General features: G+C 65.6%; 18 protein-coding genes. 10 read left to right on the top strand and 8 right to left on the bottom strand.

The features are described 5' to 3' along the window. Positions 1-19 precede the first annotated feature (19 nt). From recF to dnaA, 3 genes are all read right to left on the bottom strand, one after another. Entirely contained in the window at positions 20-1,105 is a 1,086-nt protein-coding gene (recF, locus tag ABV408_RS00180) for a DNA replication/repair protein RecF (protein ID WP_353980538.1), read from the bottom strand. Between the two features lie 220 nt (positions 1,106-1,325). Then, positions 1,326-2,429, bottom strand: coding sequence for a DNA polymerase III subunit beta (dnaN, locus tag ABV408_RS00175; protein ID WP_353980537.1), 1,104 nt, complete (start codon positions 2,427-2,429; stop codon positions 1,326-1,328). A 130-nt stretch (positions 2,430-2,559) separates the two neighbouring features. After that, the gene (gene dnaA, locus ABV408_RS00170) at positions 2,560-4,038 is read right to left on the bottom strand and encodes a chromosomal replication initiator protein DnaA (RefSeq protein WP_353980536.1); all 1,479 of its coding nucleotides are present in this window, start codon (positions 4,036-4,038) and stop codon (positions 2,560-2,562) included. A 624-nt stretch (positions 4,039-4,662) separates the two neighbouring features. Here dnaA and rpmH point away from each other — a divergent pair. From rpmH to ABV408_RS00140, 6 genes are all read left to right on the top strand, one after another. Then, a complete protein-coding gene (gene rpmH, locus ABV408_RS00165) occupies positions 4,663-4,797 on the top strand; it encodes a 50S ribosomal protein L34 (protein WP_035473559.1) in 135 nt (44 codons plus the stop codon). Positions 4,798-4,808: 11 nt separating this feature from the next. Next, a complete protein-coding gene (gene rnpA / locus ABV408_RS00160) occupies positions 4,809-5,192 on the top strand; it encodes a ribonuclease P protein component (RefSeq protein ID WP_081919335.1) in 384 nt (127 codons plus the stop codon). Between the two features lie 105 nt (positions 5,193-5,297). Continuing rightward, positions 5,298-6,980 (top strand): membrane protein insertase YidC, encoded by a 1,683-nt coding sequence (yidC, locus tag ABV408_RS00155; protein ID WP_353980535.1) that lies wholly within the window; start codon positions 5,298-5,300, stop codon positions 6,978-6,980. A gap of 127 nt (positions 6,981-7,107) precedes the next feature. After that, a complete protein-coding gene (mnmE, locus tag ABV408_RS00150) occupies positions 7,108-8,478 on the top strand; it encodes a tRNA uridine-5-carboxymethylaminomethyl(34) synthesis GTPase MnmE (RefSeq protein ID WP_353980534.1) in 1,371 nt (456 codons plus the stop codon). Positions 8,479-8,871: 393 nt separating this feature from the next. Then, on the top strand, positions 8,872-9,723 hold the full coding sequence (locus tag ABV408_RS00145; RefSeq protein WP_353980533.1) for a DMT family transporter: 852 nt from the start codon (positions 8,872-8,874) through the stop codon (positions 9,721-9,723). A 69-nt stretch (positions 9,724-9,792) separates the two neighbouring features. Beyond that, positions 9,793-10,440 carry an SGNH/GDSL hydrolase family protein gene (locus ABV408_RS00140; protein WP_353980531.1) on the top strand — a complete coding sequence of 216 codons (648 nt, stop codon included), beginning with the start codon at positions 9,793-9,795 and terminating at the stop codon, positions 10,438-10,440. A gap of 34 nt (positions 10,441-10,474) precedes the next feature. Here ABV408_RS00140 and ABV408_RS00135 read toward each other — a convergent pair whose 3' ends face one another. Further along, a complete protein-coding gene (locus ABV408_RS00135; RefSeq protein WP_353980530.1) occupies positions 10,475-11,917 on the bottom strand; it encodes a PLP-dependent aminotransferase family protein in 1,443 nt (480 codons plus the stop codon). Between the two features lie 209 nt (positions 11,918-12,126). Here ABV408_RS00135 and ABV408_RS00130 point away from each other — a divergent pair, with 209 nt between their 5' ends. From ABV408_RS00130 to ggpS, 4 genes are all read left to right on the top strand, one after another. Beyond that, positions 12,127-12,357 carry a DUF1127 domain-containing protein gene (locus ABV408_RS00130; protein WP_353980529.1) on the top strand — a complete coding sequence of 77 codons (231 nt, stop codon included), beginning with the start codon at positions 12,127-12,129 and terminating at the stop codon, positions 12,355-12,357. A 92-nt stretch (positions 12,358-12,449) separates the two neighbouring features. Next, on the top strand, positions 12,450-13,331 hold the full coding sequence (locus tag ABV408_RS00125; protein ID WP_353980528.1) for a PhzF family phenazine biosynthesis protein: 882 nt from the start codon (positions 12,450-12,452) through the stop codon (positions 13,329-13,331). Positions 13,332-13,536: 205 nt separating this feature from the next. Continuing rightward, the gene (locus ABV408_RS00120; protein ID WP_353980527.1) at positions 13,537-14,832 is read left to right on the top strand and encodes an MFS transporter; all 1,296 of its coding nucleotides are present in this window, start codon (positions 13,537-13,539) and stop codon (positions 14,830-14,832) included. 60 nt (positions 14,833-14,892) lie between these two features. Next, positions 14,893-17,148: a glucosylglycerol-phosphate synthase gene (gene ggpS / locus ABV408_RS00115; protein WP_353980526.1), complete on the top strand. Its 2,256-nt coding sequence runs from the start codon at positions 14,893-14,895 to the stop codon at positions 17,146-17,148. A gap of 44 nt (positions 17,149-17,192) precedes the next feature. Here the strand turns inward: ggpS and ABV408_RS00110 are convergent, their stop codons facing one another. From ABV408_RS00110 to rdgB, 4 genes are all read right to left on the bottom strand, one after another. After that, a complete protein-coding gene (locus tag ABV408_RS00110; RefSeq protein ID WP_353980525.1) occupies positions 17,193-18,041 on the bottom strand; it encodes a 23S rRNA (adenine(2030)-N(6))-methyltransferase RlmJ in 849 nt (282 codons plus the stop codon). 157 nt (positions 18,042-18,198) lie between these two features. Beyond that, on the bottom strand, positions 18,199-18,885 hold the full coding sequence (locus ABV408_RS00105; protein ID WP_405049952.1) for an OmpA family protein: 687 nt from the start codon (positions 18,883-18,885) through the stop codon (positions 18,199-18,201). 87 nt (positions 18,886-18,972) lie between these two features. Beyond that, positions 18,973-20,172 (bottom strand): radical SAM family heme chaperone HemW, encoded by a 1,200-nt coding sequence (gene hemW / locus ABV408_RS00100; protein WP_353980523.1) that lies wholly within the window; start codon positions 20,170-20,172, stop codon positions 18,973-18,975. Next, complete coding sequence (gene rdgB, locus ABV408_RS00095) at positions 20,169-20,771, bottom strand: RdgB/HAM1 family non-canonical purine NTP pyrophosphatase (protein ID WP_353980522.1); 603 nt, start codon at positions 20,769-20,771, stop codon at positions 20,169-20,171. Before rdgB ends, hemW begins: the two co-directional genes overlap by 4 nt. Positions 20,772-20,986: the final 215 nt, after the last annotated feature.

The raw sequence follows: 20,986 nt of genomic DNA, 5'->3' as shown, positions 1-20,986 counted from the left end.
TGCTCACTCCATGGTGAAATCATTCCGAATGCAGCCGTCCGCCGGCGATACACGATGCCACGACATCCGTGTCCGGCTGCCAGACGTCGGCCAACGCCGAGCGCTCGACGCTGGTGATGAAGACCTGACAGTCGAGCGTCTCGAGCCACCGGCAGAAGATGCGCCGATGTTCGCCGTCGAGCTCCGCCGGCAGGTCGTCGATCAGATACAGGCAGGTCTGCCCGCTCAGCTGCTCGAGCAGGCGACCCTGGGCCAGTTTCATGGCGCTGACCACCAGTTTCTGCTGGCCGCGGGAGAGCACCTCCACCGCGGCGTGGCGCCCGACCCGAATGCGCAGGTCGGCGCGCTGTGGCCCCTGCTGGGTGAAGCCCATCTGGCGATCGGTGTCACGCCCGCTCTCGAACACCTCTAGCAGGGCACGCTGACGGTCCCAGCCGCGCGAGTAGCGCAGGCTCAGATCCGGCAGCGGCAGCAGCGCCGCCAGGGTCTCCTCGAAGACCGGCAGAAAGCGTGTCATGTAGCCTTCACGCAGCGCGTCCAGCCGCTCGCTCCAGTGGGCCAGCTCCTGCTCCCAGACGCCTATCGACGCGCGGTCGATTCTATCATGCCTGAGCAGGGCGTTCCGATGTTTCAACGCACGCCGCACGCGCTTCCAGGCGTCGAGAAACACCGGCTCGGCATGGAATACGCCCCAGTCGAGAAACTCGCGCCGCGCCGCCGGCGATCCCTCCAGCAGGCGGAACGCATCCGGGTTGATCAGCTGCAGCGGCAGCGCCTCGGCGAGCTGGGTCACGCGTGCGGCGCGCTCACCGCCGATACGGATCTCCAGCTCCTGGGCATCGCGTCGCCGGCGCACCCCCAGCGGGCGCGGCGGATCACCGTCGAGGCGCCCGAACAGGGTCATCTCCTCGGCATCGTGGGTGATCAGCGCCTTGAGCTTCTGGGTACGAAAGGAGCGCGCCATGCCCAGCACGTGGAGCCCTTCGAGCAGCGAGGTCTTGCCGCTGCCGTTGGCCCCGCTGATCACATTGATGTGCGGTCCCGGCGTCATCTCGAACGGATGCAGATTGCGCAGGCCGTGGAAACTCAACCGGTCGAGCGGCATGGCACGTGAAAACTCATGGCAAGAGACGAGAGGAAAAACCCGGACCGCGGGCAGCGTGGAAAGAAGCACCCGAACATTTAACCGCCGAGATGGAAGAAGTTGGCGAGCGACGATCAGGCGCGGCAAAAATCGGCGAACCAGCAGAGCTTATGTGGGTATAAGTGAGCAAGGTTCGCCGGTTTTTAACAAAGCATGATCGAGCGCAGCCACTTCCCTGCACTCAGAGGCGCATCGGCATGACCACGTAGCGCGCATCCCCACCGCCCGGCTCTTCCATCAGCGCCGAACTGTTGGCATCCGACAGCGTCATCTGCATGCGGTCGGCATCGAGCACGTTGAGCACATCGATCAGATAGCCGACGTTGAAGCCGATCTCCAGCGCATCCCCGGCGTATTCGATGCCGACATTCTCTTCGGCCTCTTCCTGCTCGGGGTTGTTGGCCATCACCTTGAGGTTGTTCTCCTCGAGCTGCAGGCGCACGCCGCGATACTTCTCGTTGGAGAGGATGGCGGTACGCGCCAGGATCTGACGCAGCTCGCCGCGCTCGGCGATGAAAGTCTTGTCGCCGCCCTTGGGGATGACGCGGTCATAGTCGGGGAACTTGCCGTCGACCAGCTTGGAAGTGAAGGTGAACTCACCCGTGTTGGCGCGGATATGGTTGGCCCCCAGCGCCAGCTCCACCGGCTCCTCGCTGCCGTCGAGCAGTCGCGACAGCTCCAGCACACCCTTGCGCGGGATGATCAGCTTGCGCGCGTCGGCCAGCTCGATCTCGGCGCTGCGCTCGCACACCGCCAGGCGGTGGCCATCGGTGGCCACTGTGCGCACCACGTGGTTGGCCAACTCCAGCAGCATGCCGTTCAGGTAGTAGCGCACGTCCTGCTGCGCCATGGCGAAGGAGGTGGCGTCGATCAGGTACTTGAGGGTGCCCCGCGGCAGCGACAGCGTGGTGTCGTTGTGGCCATCCTCGATATTGGGGAACTCGGCCACCGGCAGGGTGGAGAGGGTGAAGCGCGAGCGCCCGGCACGCAGCACCACGCGGCCATCCTCCAGGGTGAAGCTGATCTGCGACTGATCCGGCAGCGACTTGCAGATATCCATCAGCTTGCGCGCCGGCACGGTGACGGAGCCCGGCTCGTCGACCAGATCGGTGGTCGCACGGCCGATCAATTCCACCTCGAGATCGGTGCCGGTCAGCGAGATACCACCGTCCTGGACTTCGATCAGCACATTGGAGAGCACCGGCAGGGTCTGACGGCGCTCGACCACGCCGGCCACCAGCGTCAGCGGGCGCAGCAGGGCTTCGCGGGAGATGGAAAATTTCATGGGAGCTCCGTGGTTGAATTCGATCCTGAAAGAAACGTCGGCGCCGCGGCGACGCTGCCGGCTGGGGTTCATTCTTGCTGCCCGGGGCGCTACGGGCAATCCCTCCGGCAACAGCCACCGCCAGCCGGGGTCAGCTGGTCAGCAGCCGCATCAGATTCTTGTAGTCCTCGCGGATGTCCGCGCTCTCCTCCTTCAGCGCGACCACCTTGCGGCAAGCGTGCAGCACAGTGGTGTGGTCGCGTCCACCGAAGGCGTCACCGATCTCGGGCAGACTGTGGTTGGTCAGCTCCTTGGCCAGCGCCATGGCGACCTGACGCGGCCGCGCCACCGAGCGCGAGCGGCGCTTGGAGAGCAGATCGGCCATCTTGATCTTGTAGTACTCCGCCACCGTGCGCTGGATGTTCTCGATGCCGACCTGCTTGTCCTGCAGCGCCAGCAGATCCTTGAGCGACTCGCGGATGAAATCCTGGGTGATCGGCTTGCCCATGAAGTGGGAGTCGGCGATCACTTTCTTCAACGCGCCCTCCAGCTCGCGCACGTTGGAGCGGATCTTCTGAGCGATGAAGAAGGCGGCGTCATGCGGCAGGTCGACCTTGGCCTGATCGGCCTTCTTCATCAAGATCGCCACCCGGGTCTCCAGCTCCGGCGGCTCGATCGCCACCGTCAGGCCCCAGCCGAAGCGCGACTTGAGGCGCTCCTCCACCCCGCTGATCTCCTTGGGATAGCGGTCGGAGGTGAGAATCATCTGCTGGCCGCCCTCGAGCAGGGCGTTGAAGGTGTGGAAGAACTCCTCCTGGGAGCGCTCCTTGCCGGCGAAGAACTGGATATCGTCGATCAGCAGCGCATCGACGCTGCGGTAGAAGCGCTTGAAGTCGTTGATCGCGTTGAGCTGCAGCGCCTTGACCATATCGGCGACGAAGCGCTCGGAGTGCAGATAGACCACCTTGGCGTTGTCGCGCAGGCCGGCCAGATGATTGCCCACCGCATGCATCAGGTGGGTCTTGCCCAGCCCCACGCCACCGTAGAGGAACAGCGGGTTGTAGGCGCCGCCGGGATTCTCGGAGACCTGGCGCGAGGCGGCCCGCGCCAGCTGGTTCGACTTGCCCTCGACGAAGGTTTCGAAGGTGAAGTTGGGGTTCAGCCCGCTCTGGTGCTTGAGGCTACCCTCCACCTGCACCTGGCGTTCACCGCCACGCCGGCCGCCCTCTTCGCGCTCGCGGCTCTGATCGAGCGCCTGCTCCTCGGCCACCTCTGGCGTGCGCGACGGCGTCTGCACGCTGGGGGCACTGGGGCGCTGCGGCGGCTGGCTGGGGGCCGACACCGGCGCGCCCAGATCGCGCGGCGACACGGCAGCAGCGCGGCGGCTACCCACCACCAGACGCACCTTGGGCGGCTTGCTGCTCGACGCCAGTTCACGCAGCAGCTCGTTGATACGCTTCAGGTACTTGTCGCTGACCCAGTCGCGCACGAAACGGTTGGGTGCCAGCAGACAGAGCTCGTCCGTCTCGCCATCCTCCGCCTGCAGGGGGCGGATCCAGGTGTTGAACTGCTGCGAGCTCAACTCATCCTGAAGCGAATTGAGACATTGTTGCCAGAGAGCGACCGACACACGACCTCACGGGAATTTCGGCAGATGAAAAGAAAACGGCCGCACAGTGTAGCGCCGGCCCGACAGGTTATCCACACGTGGTCGCCAGGTCATTCCTCTGTGGATAAACGGCGGAAAAGCGGTTGACAGCCTAGGGAAAACGATCGCCCGATGACGCGCTTTCACCGACGCATGGCGCCTCGTGCGTTCCTGCCGCTCGCAGGATTTTCACCTCTCTTACGCATCTTCCCCACAGGCCAGAAAATCACATAAATTACTGAAAATTAATAACTATTGTGAGTTACCCACAAACATTATCCCCATCCTTAACCACATGGTGTGATTGACAAGCCAGCGGGGTGGGGATAAGCCGCGGACGATCATGGCCGCCCTCGGCTACCGATCGCTTCGCTACCTAACGGCGTGCGCGCGTGACCGCCGCGGCGATGTGACGCAAGGGTTTCGCCCACAAACGGGTGTGGATAATTCAGAGAAAAATTGCACCCGATCGCCTGATTCACTAGAATTCCCGCTCTTGAGCCGAGTGAGCCCGGTTTCCGTACGCGTGTCGGGCATCCCGTTTCGAACCAGTTTTTCGAGCTAAATCAATAGCTTAATCACTCAACCAATTGGGAAAAAGCCACCATGAAACGTACTTTTCAGCCGAGCGTCCTGAAGCGCAAGCGCGTCCACGGCTTCCGTGCCCGCATGGCGACCAAGAACGGCCGTCAGGTCATCAATCGTCGTCGTGCCAAAGGTCGCAAGCGTCTCAGCGCCTGATCGGACATAGGGTGTCCGATCAGGGTTTCCCCCGGCAGCTTCGGTTGCTCAACGCCGGGGACTACAAGCACGTTTTCGACCACGCTCCCTTCAAGGTCCACGGTAAAGGCATGCTGGTGTTGGCACGCCCCAACGCGCTTGGCCATCCGCGGATCGGGTTGATCTTCAGCAAGAAGAACGTGCGTCGTGCCGTCGACCGCAATCGCCTCAAACGCCTCGTGCGCGAATCCATCCGTCTGCAGCAGCATCGCCTGCCGCCCGTGGATATCGTTCTTCTCGCTCGGCGAGGCGTACACGAGCTGGACAATGCAAGCGTCGCACGCCAGCTCAACGGCATGTGGCGACGCCTGGAAAAGTCCGCGCGTCAGACGCGCCACGACACCTCGTCGACCTGATCGGACATCCCCGCGCTGCTGGCCGGGGAGCTTCGGCGTCCATCGCCGAATGATCGCCGTTGCCCGGCGCCTACCGAACAACTCCCTTACCGGGCAGACCCCTCTATGGATTTCAAACGACTCCTTTTCGTGATTCCGCTGGCCGTGCTCGCCTATCTGCTGATCATGCAGTGGAATCAGGACTACGGTCAGAACGTCGTGAACAACCCGGCACCGGAAGTCGCCTCCGCTACCAGCGACGGTGGCAAGGAAGGTAATGCCCTCTCCGCCCCCGACAGCGGTAAAGGCAAGACCCAGCCGATCGAGGACGACATGCCCGCGGGCAGTGAACCCGCCAAGGGCAGCAACCTGATCCAGGTCCAGAGCGACGTGCTCGACCTGCGCATCAACCCCAACGGCGGCGATATCGTCTACGCCGCGCTGTTCGGCCATGACCAGGTCCTCGACTCCGACAAGCCCTTCGTGCTGCTCAGCGACAACAAGGTGCGCAGCTACGTGGCCAAGTCCGGCCTGCAGATCGAGGGGCATAGCGGACGTATCGATTTCCGCGCCGACAAGTCGAGCTACACGCTCAGCGAAGGCGAGAAGAGCCTCAATGTCGACCTGCACGGCAGCGTCAACGGCGTCGATATCATCAAGCGCTTCGTGATCGACCGCGACAGCTACGCGATCAAGGTCGAGTATCTGCTCGACAACGAAAGCCAGCAGCCGGTCACCGCCCGCTTCATCGGCCAGCTCGCCCGCGATCAGAGCGCCGATCCGACCAGCGGCCAGGGTGTCGGCATGCACTCCTTCCTGGGCGCGGCCTTCTCGTCGCCGGAGGAGAAGTACAGCAAGGTCAGCTTCGAGGACATCCGCAAGGGCAACTTCCAGAACCGCGACGTCAAGGGCGGCTGGGTGGCGATGATCCAGCACTACTTCACCTCCGCGTGGGTGCCCAACCCGGATCAGCAGAACCTCTACTACGGCAGCGTCGACAATCGCGATCGCACCGTGGCGGCATTCGCCGGCCCCAACGAAACCGTCCAGCCGGGCCAGAAAGAGACGCTCGCCGCGACCCTCTACGTCGGTCCCAAGGTCCAGTCGGAGCTGGAAAAAGTGGCCCCGCATCTGGAGCTGACGGTCGACTTCGGCTGGCTGTGGTTCCTCGCCAACCCGCTGTTCTGGCTGCTCGACCACATCCACGACATCGTCGGCAACTGGGGCTGGTCGATCGTCCTGCTCACCGTCTGCGTCAAGATCGTGCTCTTCCCGCTGGCGGCCAAGGCCTACAAGTCGATGGCCCGCATGCGCAAGATGGGCCCGGAGATGCAGCGGCTCAAGGAGCAGTACGGCAACGACCGCCAGAAGATGTCGCAGGAGATGATGAAGTTCTACCAGAAGGAGAAGATCAATCCTCTGGGGGGCTGCCTGCCGATGGTGATCCAGATGCCGGTGTTCATCGCGCTCTACTGGATGCTGATGGAGTCGGTGGAGCTGCGCCACGCGCCCTTCATCCTGTGGATCCATGACCTCTCGGCCAAGGACCCCTACTTCATTCTGCCGATCATCATGGGCGGCACCATGCTGCTGCAGCAGTTCCTGAACCCGACCCCGCCGGACCCAATGCAGGCGAAGATCATGAAGATGCTGCCGATCGTCTTCACCTTCTTCTTCCTGTGGTTCCCGGCCGGTCTGGTCATCTACTGGATCGTCAACAACTCGATCTCGATCCTGCAGCAGTGGTTCATCACCCAGCGCGTCCTCAAGGACGACAGCGGTGGCGGCAAGGCGCTCAAGAAGAGCTGATCGCCCCAGCGAACCCTCCCAGACCCCCGCCCCGGCGGGGGTCTGGCGTTTATGGCCTGCCTTCCTGTACAACTACCCGCGCGCGGCCCCGAGCGGCGCCACCCACCCCGTGTCACCGGAGACCGTGATGAACGCACCGCTCTATCGTCAGGACACCATCGCCGCCCTGGCCACGCCCCCGGGACGTGGTGGCGTGGGTATCGTCAGGGTCTCCGGGCCCGACGCCGGGGCCATGGCCGAGCGCCTGCTGGGCCACCGCCCCCCGCCGCGCCGCGCCCACTACGGCCCCTTCCACGCCGAGGCGGGCATCATCGACGAGGGTATCGCGCTCTACTTCCCCGGCCCCCACTCGTTCACCGGCGAGGACGTGCTCGAGCTCCAGGGCCACGGCGGTCCGGTGCTCATGGACATGCTGCTGGAGCGCTGCGTGGCGCTGGGCGCGCGCCTGGCACGGCCGGGCGAGTTCTCCGAGCGCGCCTTTCTCAACGACAAGCTCGACCTGGCCCAGGCCGAGGCGATCGCTGATCTGATCGACGCCAGCTCCCGCGCCGCCGCGGAGAACGCCCTGCGCTCACTGCAGGGCGAGTTCTCCAGCCGTGTCTCGCAGCTGGTCGGCGAGCTGATCGAGCTACGCCTCTACGTCGAAGCGGCCATCGACTTCCCCGAAGAGGAGATCGACTTCCTCGCCGACGGCGTGGTCGCGGCCAAGCTGGCGGCGCTGCGCGAGACCCTGTCCACAGTGCGCGCCAGCGCCAACCAGGGCGCGCTGATGCGCGAAGGCATGAGCGTAGTGATCGCCGGACGCCCCAACGCCGGCAAGTCGAGCCTGCTCAATCGTCTCACCGAGCGCGACAGCGCCATCGTCACCGAGATCGAGGGCACCACCCGCGACGTGCTGCGCGAGCATATCCATATCGACGGCATGCCGCTGCACGTGATCGATACCGCCGGCCTGCGTGACACCCCCGATGCGGTGGAGCAGATCGGCGTCGCCCGCGCCTGGGCCGAGATCGAGAAGGCCGACCGCGTACTGCTACTGGTCGATGCCCGCACCACCGCCGAGACCGACCCGAATGCGATCTGGCCCGAGTTCGTCGCCCGCCTGCCTCACCCCGAGCGGCTGACGCTGGTGCGCAACAAGATCGACGAGAGCGGTGAGGGCGACGCCGCCGACTTCGATGCCACGCCGCCGGTGATCCGCCTCTCGGCGCATACCGGCGCGGGGATAGATGAGCTCAAGACCCATCTCAAGGCGGTAATGGGCTTCGATGCCACCACCGAGGGGCGCTTCTCCGCCCGCCGCCGCCACCTGGATGCCCTCGAGCGCGCCAGCCAGGCGCTGACCAGCGGCACGGCCCAGTTGGAGGGCGCCGCCGCCGGCGAGCTGCTCGCCGAGGATCTGCGCGACGCCCAGCAGGCGCTCAACGAGATCACCGGCGAATTCACCGCCGACGATCTGCTCGGCGAGATCTTCGGCAGCTTCTGTATCGGCAAGTGATCGGCCAAAAGTCGACTTCTCCGATGCAGTCGCCGGCGCTATGCTGATGGACGGATATTCACACTCGAATGACGGTTTCCCATGTCGCCACACGTCCAGCATACGCACGCTGCCCGCCTTGCCGAGATATCGGTAGGGCCGCAGGTGCTGGCGGCGACACCTCCCCCCCGCTCCTCTGTCGCGCGAGTCGTGGCTGACGTCTTAGCTGACACCATGGCACCGCCTGCGGTCGTCGTGAGCGTCGCTGGCGTGCAAGCGCCACCACGCCTCGTCGCACTGGGCTGATCACGCTCGACCAGCCCTAGCTCGACACTCCCCGTTCGCTGTTCATACCGGTCGACGTATATCGCGTCCGGCGAACGGTCGTCACGTCTTCGACAGATGAGTCTTCATATGAACCGTTCTTCTTCATGGGGCCAGGCCGCCCCGATGGCCCTGTTCGTGCTGCTGTGGGGCAGCGCGCCGATCTTCACCCGCTGGGGACTGGACCATGGCTCGCCGCTGGCACTGCTGATCCTGCGCTTCTTGCTCGCCCTGGGCGTGCTGCTGCCGCTCACGGCAAGAGGTGCGGCCTGGCTGCCTCCGCGGGGTCAGCGGCTACGCGTGGCTGGTGTCGGCACGCTGCTGATCGGTGGCTACTCGGTGTGCTATTTCGAAACGCTGGACCACGCCATCACCCCCGGGCTGTTGGCGACCCTGCTGGGCATCCAGCCGCTGCTGACGCTGCTGCTGACCGAGCGCCGGATCTCCGGCTGGCGTAGCGCCGGGCTGTTGCTGGCGCTCTGCGGCCTGGCGCTGGTGGTACTACAGAGCCTGATGGCCGCACGCTTTCCCGCTTTCGGAATCCTGCTGGCACTGGCCACTCTGGCCTGCATGACTCTCGGCGCGATCGGGCAGAAGTCGATCGCTCTGCCGCCAAGCCGGGTGCTGCCGCTGCATTACCTGGCAAGCCTGATGCTGTTCCTGCTGCTGACGCCGTGGCGCCCGGTGAGCGTCAGCTGGCAGCCGGGGCTGATCGTCGCCGTGGTGTGGTTGGGGCTGGTGATCTCGGTACTGGCACAGCTGCTGCTCTACCGAATGATCCGGCAGGGCAACCTGGTCAACGTCACCAGCCTGTTCTATCTGGTGCCGATCGTCACCGCAGTGCTGGACTATCTGCTGCTGGGCAACGCGCTCTCGCCGCTGGCCATTCTCGGCATGGCCGCGATCCTCGGCGGCGTGGCGCTGGTGTTCCGCACGCGTTAGCCATCCGCAGGGTACCGTGGTCTGCGCACCGCGTTCATACTGAACGCCACCGCACACCGGAGATCCACGATGACCACGCGTACCCTGCTCTGCTACGGCGACTCCAACACCCACGGGACCGAGCCGGTCAAGGCGCTGGGGCCGCTTTCACGCTACCCCTTCGAGACGCGCTGGACCGGAGTGATGGCCGCGGCCCTGGGCAGCGAGTGGCGGGTGATCGAGGAGGGTCTGCCGGCACGCACCACCCTGCACGACGACCCCATCGAAGGGGTGCATCTCAACGGTCTGCGCTATCTGCGCCCGTGTCTGCTCAGCCAGCTACCGCTGGACGTGATGACGCTGATGCTGGGCACCAACGATCTCAAGGCGCGTTTCTCCGTCACCCCCGACGATATTGCCCTGAGCATGCAGCGGCTGCTGTGGGAGATCGACGCCGTCAGTACCCAGTTCGGCGTGGCACCCCCCAAGGTGCTGCTGATCGCGCCGGCACCGATCCGTGAGATCGGCCCCCTGGCCGGCATCTTCGCCGGCGGCGAGCGCAAATCGCGCCAGTTGGCGAGCCGCTACCGCAAGATGGCGCGGGAGGCGGGTGTCGGCTTCGTCGACGCCGGCACCCTGATCCAGGTCAGTGAAGTCGATGGTGTGCACTTCGAACCCGATCAGCAGCGTCTGCTGGGCGAAGCGATCGCCGCCGAAGTGACTCGCCTGATCGACTGAGCAGCGACCGAGTGACGTGGCCGAAAGCGAGGAATCAGGCCGTCTCCGGCCGCGCAACGTCGGCCCCCTGAGCCAGCATCTCCGTCACACGCTGCCCCACGCGCATCACCGCATGGGCGATCTCGTCATCGAACACGGCGTGGTTCAAGCGCAGGCAGTGGCGGTACTTGCCGGTGGCAGAGAACACCACTCCGGGGGCGATACGAATACCCTCTTCCATCAAGCGCTCATTGAGCGCCACGCTGTCGATGTCCTCAGCGCACTCGAGCCAGAGCATGAAGCCCCCGGCCGGATAGCTGACCCGGATCGAAGCGGGGAAGGCACGGGCGATCACGTCGAGCATGCGGTCGCGGTTGCACTGATACTGGGCCCGCATCCGCCGCAGGTGCGGCTCGTGGTGCCCCTCGCGGATGAACTCGGCCACCGCCATCTGCCCCTGGGTCGCGGTGGAGCCGGTGCCGACGTACTTCATGTGCAGGGCGCGCTCGTGGTAGCGGCCAGGGGCGATCCAGCCGATGCGTAGCCCCGGCGCCAGGGTCTTGGAGAACGAGCTGCACAGCAGCACCCGGCCATCCTCATCGAACGACTTGATCGTCGGCGGGCGCGGAAAGCCGTAGCTGAGATCGCCATAGACGTCGTCTTCGATGATGGCCACGTCGAAGCGCCGGGCCAGCGCGTAGAGCGAGCGCTTGCGCGCCTCCGAGAGGGTATAGCCGAGCGGGTTGTTGCAGGTCGGGGTGAGCTGGATGGCGCGGATCGGCCACTGCTCCAGGGCCAGCTCCAGCGCTTCCAGGCTGATGCCGGTCTCGGGGTCGGTGGGGATCTCCATCGCCCTCATGCCGTAGGCGCGAATCGACTGCAGGGCGCCGTAGAAGCTGGGGGAATCCACCGCAATGATGCCGCCGGGCTCGCACACCGCGCGCATGGCGATCGAGATCGCCTCGTGGCAGCCGGTGGTGACCACGATGTCATCGGGATGCAGGCGGCAGCCCTGTCCCACCGCGAGCCGAGCGATCTGCTCACGCAGCTCGGGGCGGCCATGCAGGGTATCGTAGTTGAGACCGATCAGGTCCTGGCGCCGGCTGACCCGGGCCAGCGCACGCAGCAGCGGCTTGAGCGTCGGCGCATCGATATCCGGCATGCCGCGCCCCAGGTTGTGCATGCTGGTATCAGGCAGCACGCAGGTGCCCTCACGCACATGCTCCCACTGTGACACCTCGACCGGACGCTGGGCGGTACGCGCGACCGGTGGCGCGGGCAGGCGCTCGCGCCGCGGCGAGACGAAATAACCCGACTTGGGCCGCGCCTCGATCAGTTGGGCATCTTCCAACTGGTGATAGGCGTGCTGCACGGTGGAAAGGCTGACCCCGTGCGCCTGCGCCAGCGCACGCACCGAGGGCAGGCGCTCGTGGACCTGATAGAAGCCGGCCTGGATACGCTCACGCAGATGATCGGCCAGCCGCTCGTAACGGTGCATCCTCCCCTCCTCACATCGCATCGGGTGTCACGCCGATCATTGTGTATGCTTGCGCCTGGTGCTTCACGTGACAGATCGCGCACAAAACAGGCATACAGAGCGGAAAAGCGCCTGTCTGTGTGCCGGAGATAGTCGTTTTCTGCCTCTGTGTGGCACCCCGGCGGCTGCCTAAGCTGGACGCTCCCTCATCGAACCCGGGAGCCTCCGCCATGCGCTTCATGCCCTTGCACCTGTTCGTCACCACGCTGAATACCGTGGACGGTATCCTGTGGGGCGACACACGCCAACGTCGACGATCGCTGCGGTATGACTCGCCCAGCGTCTGGCAGCGTCGGCGCACCCGACGCCAGCTGGCGGAGCTCGATACGCACCAGTTGCAGGATATCGGTCTGCTGCCCAGTCAGGTATACCGGGAGACCCATCGCCCGTTCTGGCGCTGAGTCGACCACGAAGATAGCCAATTCAGCCGGAGAATGAATCGATGAGTGAGCACACACTATCGACTGATAACACGCCAGATAAGCGTTCTCTGTTGCCGGCTAGCCAAACTCAGGGACGCCGTGGCTATCGCTACGTGCTGCTGGATGTCTTCACCGCCACGCCCTTCGCGGGCAATCCTCTGGCCGTCTTCCCCGACGCCGCTGCGCTGACAGACACGCAGATGGCGCAGCTGGCCCGGGAACTGAACCTTTCCGAGAGCGTGTTCATCACCGCGCGCCGGCCCGGACGTCTCAGTCTGCGTATCTTTACCCCCAGTGGCGAACTACCCTTCGCCGGGCATCCGAGTGTGGGCACCGCCTGGCTAGCGCAGGCACTGGGCTGGCACGACACGGACACGCCACTGATCCTCGCAGAGGGTGTGGGTGACGTGCCGATCCACTTCGCCGGCACTCAGGCGTGGCTGACCACGGCGCAGTCGCTCGAAGTCAGTGAAGACTCACTGTCGATCGAGCAGGCAGCAGAGATCGTGGGGCTCTCCCGCGAACAGATCGTTGCCCGGCCGCTCAGCGCCTCCTGCGGGGTTCCCTATCAGTTGATCGAACTCGCCGATCTCGATGCACTGGCTGCGGTGCGTATCGACAGCAGCGCCCTCGCCCATGCCCTGCCCGCTGCCTCCGAGCGCAGTCTCTACCTCTATGTGCGCGACACGCCGCAGCGGCTGCGCACGCGGATGTTCACGGGAGATGCGAGTCTCTACGAAGACCCCGCCACCGGCAGCGCCGCCGCACCGCTGATCGGCTATCTGTCATGCCAGTCGGGCACCCGAACGCGCGACTGGCAGATCGTCCAGGGGGTGGAGATGGGACGACCGAGCCATATCCACGGCCGCGTGACCTGCGCCGAGGCGGGCCAGCAGACGATCCAGATCGGCGGCGAGGCGCTCATCGTCGGTGAGGGCGTGCTCTATGTCTGAGCTCGCCACGGATGCCCAAGCCCGGACTGCGCACCATCGAGGTGCAAAATATTGCTCTTGAGGTGCAGGATGATGATAACTTCTCACCCCGAAATCCCCCTTTTTCGATAACACTGCATTATCGATAGGCGTCTTTAAGCGACCCACGGCCCGAACGGCATGCTTACTGCATGGTAGAGACAGAGCCTTCCTCGGGAGAGATGCCATGTGGTCGCTGCTTCGCCCGCTCCGTGCCCTGCTCGGCAGTGTCGCCCTGCTGCTGCTGGGCAACGGTCTGATCAACACCCTGCTGACCCTGCGCGGCGCCAGCGAAGGGTTCCCGACCGCGCTGATCGGTCTGATCATGTCCGGCTACTTCGTCGGCTTCGTCTGCGGCACCTGGGTCAGCGGGCGCCTGATTCGGCGCATGGGCCATATCCGCACCTTCGCCTTCTGCGCCAGCCTGTGCGCCTCGACCGCACTGCTGCACCTGATCTTCATCGACCCCTGGGTCTGGCTCGCGCTGCGTGTGCTCTACGGGCTCAGCTTCATCACCGTGATGACCGTGATCGAGAGCTGGCTCAACGCCCAGGCCGCCAGCCACGAGCGCGGCCGTGTCTTCGCCCTCTACATGGTGATCAACCTCGGCGCTCTGACGCTGGCCCAGCAGATGTTGCGGCTGGATACCCCCGAGGGCCATCTGCTGTTCCTGATGACCGCCATCTTCATCTGCTGGGCCCTGCTGCCGATCACCATGACCAAGCGCAGCCAGCCGGTGATCACGGCACGCCCCAAGAGCCGGCTCAAGGCGCTGCTCGGCTTCGCCCCGCTGTCGGTGGCCGCCGCCGCGCTCTCGGGGCTGGCGATGGGTGCATTCTGGGCGCTGACGCCAGTCTACGCCCGCGCCCAGGGCTTCGATGTCGGTGGTGTCGGCCTGGTGATGAGCGCGGCGATTCTGGGTGGCGCGCTGCTGCAGATTCCCATCGGGCGCTTCTCCGACCGCCACGATCGCGCCCGGGTGATGACCTGGGTGGTGCTGCTCGCCGCCCTGTGTGCTGCGGTAATGCCACTGGTGCCTGACCCCAGGGCGCTATTGGGTCTATTCTTTATCTGGGGCGGTTTGGCATTTTCCCTCTATCCCCTGGCGGTGGCGCAGTTGATCGATCAGTTGAACCCCGATGAGATCGTCTCAGGCTCGGCCGACATGCTGGTGGTTCAGGGCGCCGGTAGCGCCCTGGCGCCGATTCTCGCCGGCGCCGTGATGAGCCTGTTCGGCAACCAGGGGCTGCCACTCTATATCGCCGGCGTGCTGGCCCTGCTGGGGCTCTACGCGCTCTATCGCCGTCGCCACGTCTCGACCCTGATCAGTGGCGACAGCGCACATTTCGAGCCAATGACCCCAACCAGCAGCCAGGCGCTGGAGATGATGTACGACGACGTGCAGCAGGATCTATTCGCCGACCCCAGTTTTTACGCAGAGCACGAACGCCGGCGGATCGTCGACACGGCCGCAAAGGCCTGAGGCCTCCCCGGCCTACGTTGCAGGGAACCACACCCCGGCCATGCCGGGCAGGAGAAGAACATGCTACTAGCGACCGATCTCGACGGTACCTTTCTCGGTGGCGCCCCGGAGGACCGCCTGAGCCTCTACCAGACCATCGCCGCGCATCCGGAAATCCAGTTGGCCTACGTCAGCGGGCGCAGCCTCGAGGCGATCCTGCCGCTGCTCTCCGACCCCACGCTGCCGCAGCCCGACTATATCGTCGCCGACGTCGGCGCCAGCCTCTATCACGGCGACACCCTGCAGCCGATCCAGGCGCTGCAGAACCCCATCGACGAGTGCTGGCCGGGCGAATCGCGTATCGCCAGCGCGATGAGCCGCTTCCCCGAGATCGTGCGCCAGGACGAGCCGCAGATCCGGCGCTGCTCCTACTACTGCGCCCCGGAGCAGGCAGACAATCCCGAACTTGCCGCGCTGGCCGACGAGCTCGGCTGCGAGATGCTCTACTCCGCCGGACGCTATCTCGACTTCTTGCCGCAGGGGGTCAACAAGGGCTCCAGTCTCCAGAAGCTGGTCGAGTGGCTGGGCATCGCCCACGACGAGGTGCTGGTGGCGGGCGACACCATGAACGACCTGGCGATGCTGAGCGCCGGCTTCAAGGCGGTCTGCGTAGGCGACGCCGAGCCCGAGCTGCTCGAGCGCACCCAGTCGCTGCCGCAGGTAATGCACGCCAGCGCTGCCGGCTGCGGCGGCATCATCGAAGCTTTCGCGCACTTCGGTTTCCTGGGCGCGCGCGGGCTGGCGGCGGAGAATCGCCGCGACACCACCCATACCGGCAAGGCCGAGCTGGTGATGGTCTACCACCGCCTGCCCTACGAAGAGTATCGCGTCGACGGCAAGATCCGCCGCCGCCGCCCGACCTCGCCCAACGGCATCATCCCGACGCTGCAGAGCTTCTTCGCCAATCAGCGCGGCTCGTGGATCGCCTGGTCGATCTACGAAGGCGAAGAGGAGCCCGAGGACTTCGTCACCCACACCAGCGTCGACGCCAAGCAGTATCCGCTGCTCACCGCGGCCCGCGTGGCGCTGACCAAGGCGCAGGTGGACATCTTCTACAAACGCTTCTCCAAGGAGGCGTTCTGGCCCACGCTGCACACCTTCTGGGAGCGTGCCCGTTTCCGCGAGGAGGATTGGGACACCTACTGCGAGGTCAACCGCGCCTTCGCCGAGCGCACCGCCGAGGAGGCCGCCGAGGGCGCGCTGGTCTGGATCCACGACTATAACCTGTGGATGGTACCGGCCTATCTGCGCGAGCTGCGCCCGGACCTGCGCCTCGCCTTCTTCCACCACACCTACTTCCCCTCGGCGGACGTCTTCAACGTGCTGCCGTGGCGCCGCGAGATCGTCGGCAGCCTGCTGCAGTGCGACTACGTCGCCTTCCACATTCCGCGCCAGGTGGAGAACTTCGTCGACGTCGCCCGCGGCGTGGTGCCGCTGACCACGCTGTCACGCCAGAACTGCGCCCCACGCTTTCTCACCTACGGCTGCGCGGTAGGGCTGGAGACCATGACCACGGCGATCGACACCGGCTCACGCGTGGTCAGGCTGGGAGCGCATCCGGTGGGTCTGGATCTCGGACGTATCCGCAATGCCCTGGAACAAGACGGCGCCGAGGCGCGCATGGCCGAACTGCGCGACGAGTTCGAGGGCATGAAGCTGATCCTCTCGGTCGAACGCCTCGACTACACCAAGGGGATCCTCGAGAAGCTCAAGGCCTACGAACTGCTGCTCGACGAGAACCCCGAGCTGCGCGGCAAGGTCACGTTGGTCAGCATCTGCGTGCCGGCGGCGCGTGAAATGACCATCTATGACGAGCTGCAGACTCAGATCGAGCAGACCATCGGCCATATCAACGGCCGCTTCGCTGACGTCGGCTGGACCCCGGTGCAGTTCTACTTCCGCGGCTTCCCGTTCGAAGAGCTGATGGCGTGGTACGCCATGGCCGACGTGATGTGGATTACCCCGCTACGCGACGGACTCAATCTGGTGGCCAAGGAGTTCGTCGCCACCCAGGGGCTGACCCAGGGCTGCGGCGTGCTGGTGCTGTCGGAGTTCACCGGTGCCGCGGCGGAGCTGAAGGGCGCGATCCTGACCAACCCCCACGATCTGCACGACCTGGCGCGCACCTGCTATCTGGGGCTCAACCTGCCCCGCGCCGAGGCCCAGGCACGCCTGCGCCAGCTCAACGACATCGTCGAGTACAACGATATCCGGCGCTGGGGCGACGAGTTCATCGCCGCGATCAAGGACGACAGCGAACCTAGCGCCAGCGCTTAAGCACTGCCATCTTGCCGAGCCCGCCGATTGGCGGGCCTGGTGTTTCAACGCTCCGCGGTCCACCACTCCCCATGATGCACCGCCCGCTCGGCGAGCAGCGGTGCCAGCGTGGCGAAGGCGTTGTCCAGGGTCTGATCGAGCTGCCACGGCGGGTTGAGCAGTACCAGCCCGCTGCCGTACATGCCGCGCTCGGCGTTGGCCTCGCGCAGGGTGATCTCGCTGCGCCACAGCTTGGGGATGCGTGCCTCGCGCAGCCCCTCCAGCAGCGTCAGATGATGCCCAGCCGGCAACAGCGGATACCAGATCATGACCACCGCGTGGCGCACCTTGCGCACCACCTGGACGAGCGTGTCGACCACCTCGCGGTACTCCTCCTTGCGCTCGTAGCTGGGGTCGATCAACGCGCACAGCCGCGGCGTGGGTACCGGCAGCCGCTGACACAGTCCCTTGAGGCCGTCGGCATGCAGCCGCTGGGCATTGGCATGGCTCGGCGCCTGCGCATCCAGGTGCTGATGCTCACCGGGGTGCAGTTCATACAGCGTCAGCCGATCCTGCGGGCGCAGCGCGTCGCCGAGCCACCACGGCGAGCCCGGGTAGAACTCCAGCGCCGGGCCGGACTGCAGCGTGGCCAGCCGCGCCAGCCAGGCGCCCAGGGCAGGCTCGGCGGCCAGCGCCTGACGTCGTCGCCATAGCCGCTCGACACCCTCGCGATACTCGGCGAGCTTCTGCGTCTCCGTCGCCGCCAGCGGATAGAGGCCGCGCCCGGCATGGGTATCGACGAAACTGATTGCAGAGGACTTGCGCGTCAGCGCCTCGAGCAGGTGGAAGAGTCCCAGGTGCTTGTGTACATCGGCGAAGTTGCCGGCATGATAGGCGTGCTGATAGGCCAGCATCGGCGGCTACCCCTCGCAGTGAGACGCTTCGCGGTGAAGCGCCTGGAAGTGGAACATCTGTCGGTGAAACGCTCGCCCGTGAAATCCTGGCATGTGAAACGCGCGAACGTGAAACGCGGCCCCGAGAGGCCGCGTCATCCCACCAATCAATACGCGATCAGGACTGTTTCGTCGGCGTCAGGGTGATCTCGACGCGACGGTTCTGGGCACGCCCGGCATCGGTGTCGTTGCTCGCCACCGGATGGCTCTCGCCATAGCCCACCGCGCTGATCCGCCCGGACTCGACGCCGCCCTGTTCGAGGTAGCTCGCCACCGCCTGGGCGCGACGCTCGGAGAGCTTCTGGTTGTAGCTCTCGGCGCCGGTGCTGTCGGTGTAGCCAGCGACACCGATGCGCGTGTCCGGATAGGCACGCAGCACCGCGTTGACGTCGTTGAGCGCCTGGCGCGCCGGGGTCTGCAGCTCGCTCGAATCGAAGCCGAAGGTGACGTTGCTGGGCATGTTGAGGATCAGATTGTTGCCGTTGCGCTCGACCCCGATGCCGGTGCCGTCGAGACGATTGCGCAGCTCCTTCTCCTGGGAGTCCATGTAGGCGCCGACGCCGCCACCGATCGCGGCACCGGCGGCGGCGCCGATCAGCGCACGGTCGCGGGTACTGCTGCCACCGTGGCCGCTGAGGGCCCCGGCCACCGCCCCGGCCACGGCACCGATACCCGCGCCACCCCAGGTGTTGGTGTTGCCGCCGTCCTGCTGAGTCGACTGCTGCTGATAGCCGTCGTTGCTGGCACAGCCGCTGACACCCACGGCCACGGCGAGCGGCACGGCCAGCCACCAGGTCTTGTTCATCATCGTTTTCATGCGCGAATCGCTCCTTGCCCTGCGTCGCCGGGTCGATCCGACGACGACGTTATGCCGTGACACTGCCCGAGAGGGTCACGCCTCGTCGAGCAGTGCCAACAGATCATTCAAGAATAACAGTCCTTGCGGCGTCGCCTGCAGCCGCGACGGCGAGTCCGCCAGCAGGCCTCGCTGCCGCGCTACGGCGAGACGCGGCGTCAACTCAGACAGCGCGCGCCCGGTATGGTTTTGCCAGTCGGCGAGATCGACACCTTGCGTCAGCCGCAGTGCGTTCATCAGAAACTCCAGCGGCAGCGTCTCCTCATCGACCGTACGCCCGCCGGCGACGAAACCGCGCGGATCGTTGGCACGCCGCAGATAGGCCTGCGGCTGACGCGTCTTCCAGCGTCGCTCGATCTGCAGCCCGCCGTGACCATCAGGTCGGCTCAGCTTGGCGTGGGCGCCGGCACCGATCCCCAGGTAGTCGCCGAAGCGCCAGTAGTTGAGGTTGTGCCGTGCTGCGCGCCCGGGCCGGGCATAGGCGGAGATCTCGTAGCGCGAGAAGCCGGCCTCCTCGAGCAGCGCGTGACCAGCATCCTGGATGTCCCACAGCCGCTCCTCGTCGGGCAGCGGCGGCGGCTGTGAGAAGAACTCGGTGTTCGGCTCCAGGGTCAGTTGATACCAGGAGAGATGCGTCGGCCCCAGCGCCAGCGCCTGCTCGATATCGGCCAGCGCCAGCGCCGTGTCCTGACCCGGCAGTCCGTGCATCAGATCGAGATTGACGTTGTCGAACCCGGCGTCGCGCGCCAGCTGCATCGCCTGGACCGCCTCATCGCCGCTATGGATGCGCCCGAGTGCCGTCAGCTGCGCGGGTTGGAAACTCTGCACGCCCAGCGACAGGCGGTTGATCCCCGCCTCGCGGTAGCCGGCGAAACGCCCGTGCTCGGTGGTCCCGGGGTTGGCCTCGAGGGTGATCTCGATATCCGCGGCAAAGGCCAGCCGCTGACGCAGCCCGGCAAACAGCTGCTGGTAGGCCTCGGGGGAAAACAGGCTGGGGGTACCGCCACCGATGAAGATGCTGACGATCTCGCGCCCCTGCACCCACGCCAGGTCGGCGTCGAGATCCTCGAGCAGCGCAGCCACATAGGCCGCCTCCGGCAGGGCAGCGCCGTAGCCGACCCCGTGCGAGTTGAAATCGCAGTAGGGGCACTTGCGCACGCACCAGGGCACGTGGATATAGAGCGCCAGCGGCGGCAGCCCGCCGGGCGCCGCCGCCACAGGGGGCTGCAGACTCACGCCGACAGCCGCGCGATCAGCGTCTGCAGGGCGCGGCCACGGTGGCTCAGGCGGTTTTTCTCCTCGGCGCTCAGCTCGGCGACGCTCGCACTGCACTCCGGCACCCAGAACAGCGGATCGTAACCGAAACCGCCCTCGCCCCGCGGGTAGGCGAGAATATCCCCCGGCCAATCCTGCTGGACGATGATCGGCACCGGATCGTCGGCGTGACGCAGGTAGACCAGCACACACCAGTAACGCGCTCCGCGCTGACCCTCGGGCACCTCGCGCAGCGCGCTCAGCAGCTTGTCATTGTTGGCGCGGTCGCTCTTGGGCTCCCCGGCGTAACGCGCGGAGTAGATCCCCGGTGCACCGTTCAGCGCATCCACCGCCAGGCCGGAGTCGTCGGCCAGCGCAGGGCCGCCGCTGGCGCGGGCCGCGGCGCGCGCCTTGAGTAGGGCATTTTCGACGAAGGTCAGGCCGGTCTCCTCGACGTCATCGACGCCGAACTCGGCCTGGGCCCGGACACGAAACCCTAGCGGCCCGAGAAGCTGTTGAAACTCGGCCAGTTTTCCCGGGTTACCGCTGGCGACGACGAGATCTTGTGGGGTGGCGGTCATGTGCGTCTTCCTGCCAAAAGCCCCATTCTACGGGCCGCACGGAAGCGGGTATAGCGCTGGCGCGGGACGCCATGAGCGCTTCCTGATCCGAGGCCGCGCGGGCTCCCCGGGGGAATGATGAGAAAGCTCATCGGTTGGCGTGCACACCCTCATTTTGCCGACCGCAAACTCGGCTGTTTTTTCTCCACCAGGGAGCAGGAATTTCTCCAGTACCT

The sequence above is a fragment of the Salinicola endophyticus genome (genome assembly GCF_040536835.1).
GTDB classification, from domain to species: Bacteria; Pseudomonadota; Gammaproteobacteria; order Pseudomonadales; family Halomonadaceae; genus Salinicola; species Salinicola endophyticus_A.
The sequence above is the reverse complement of the archived record's forward strand: the minus strand, read 5'-3'. Positions and strand labels throughout refer to the sequence as shown.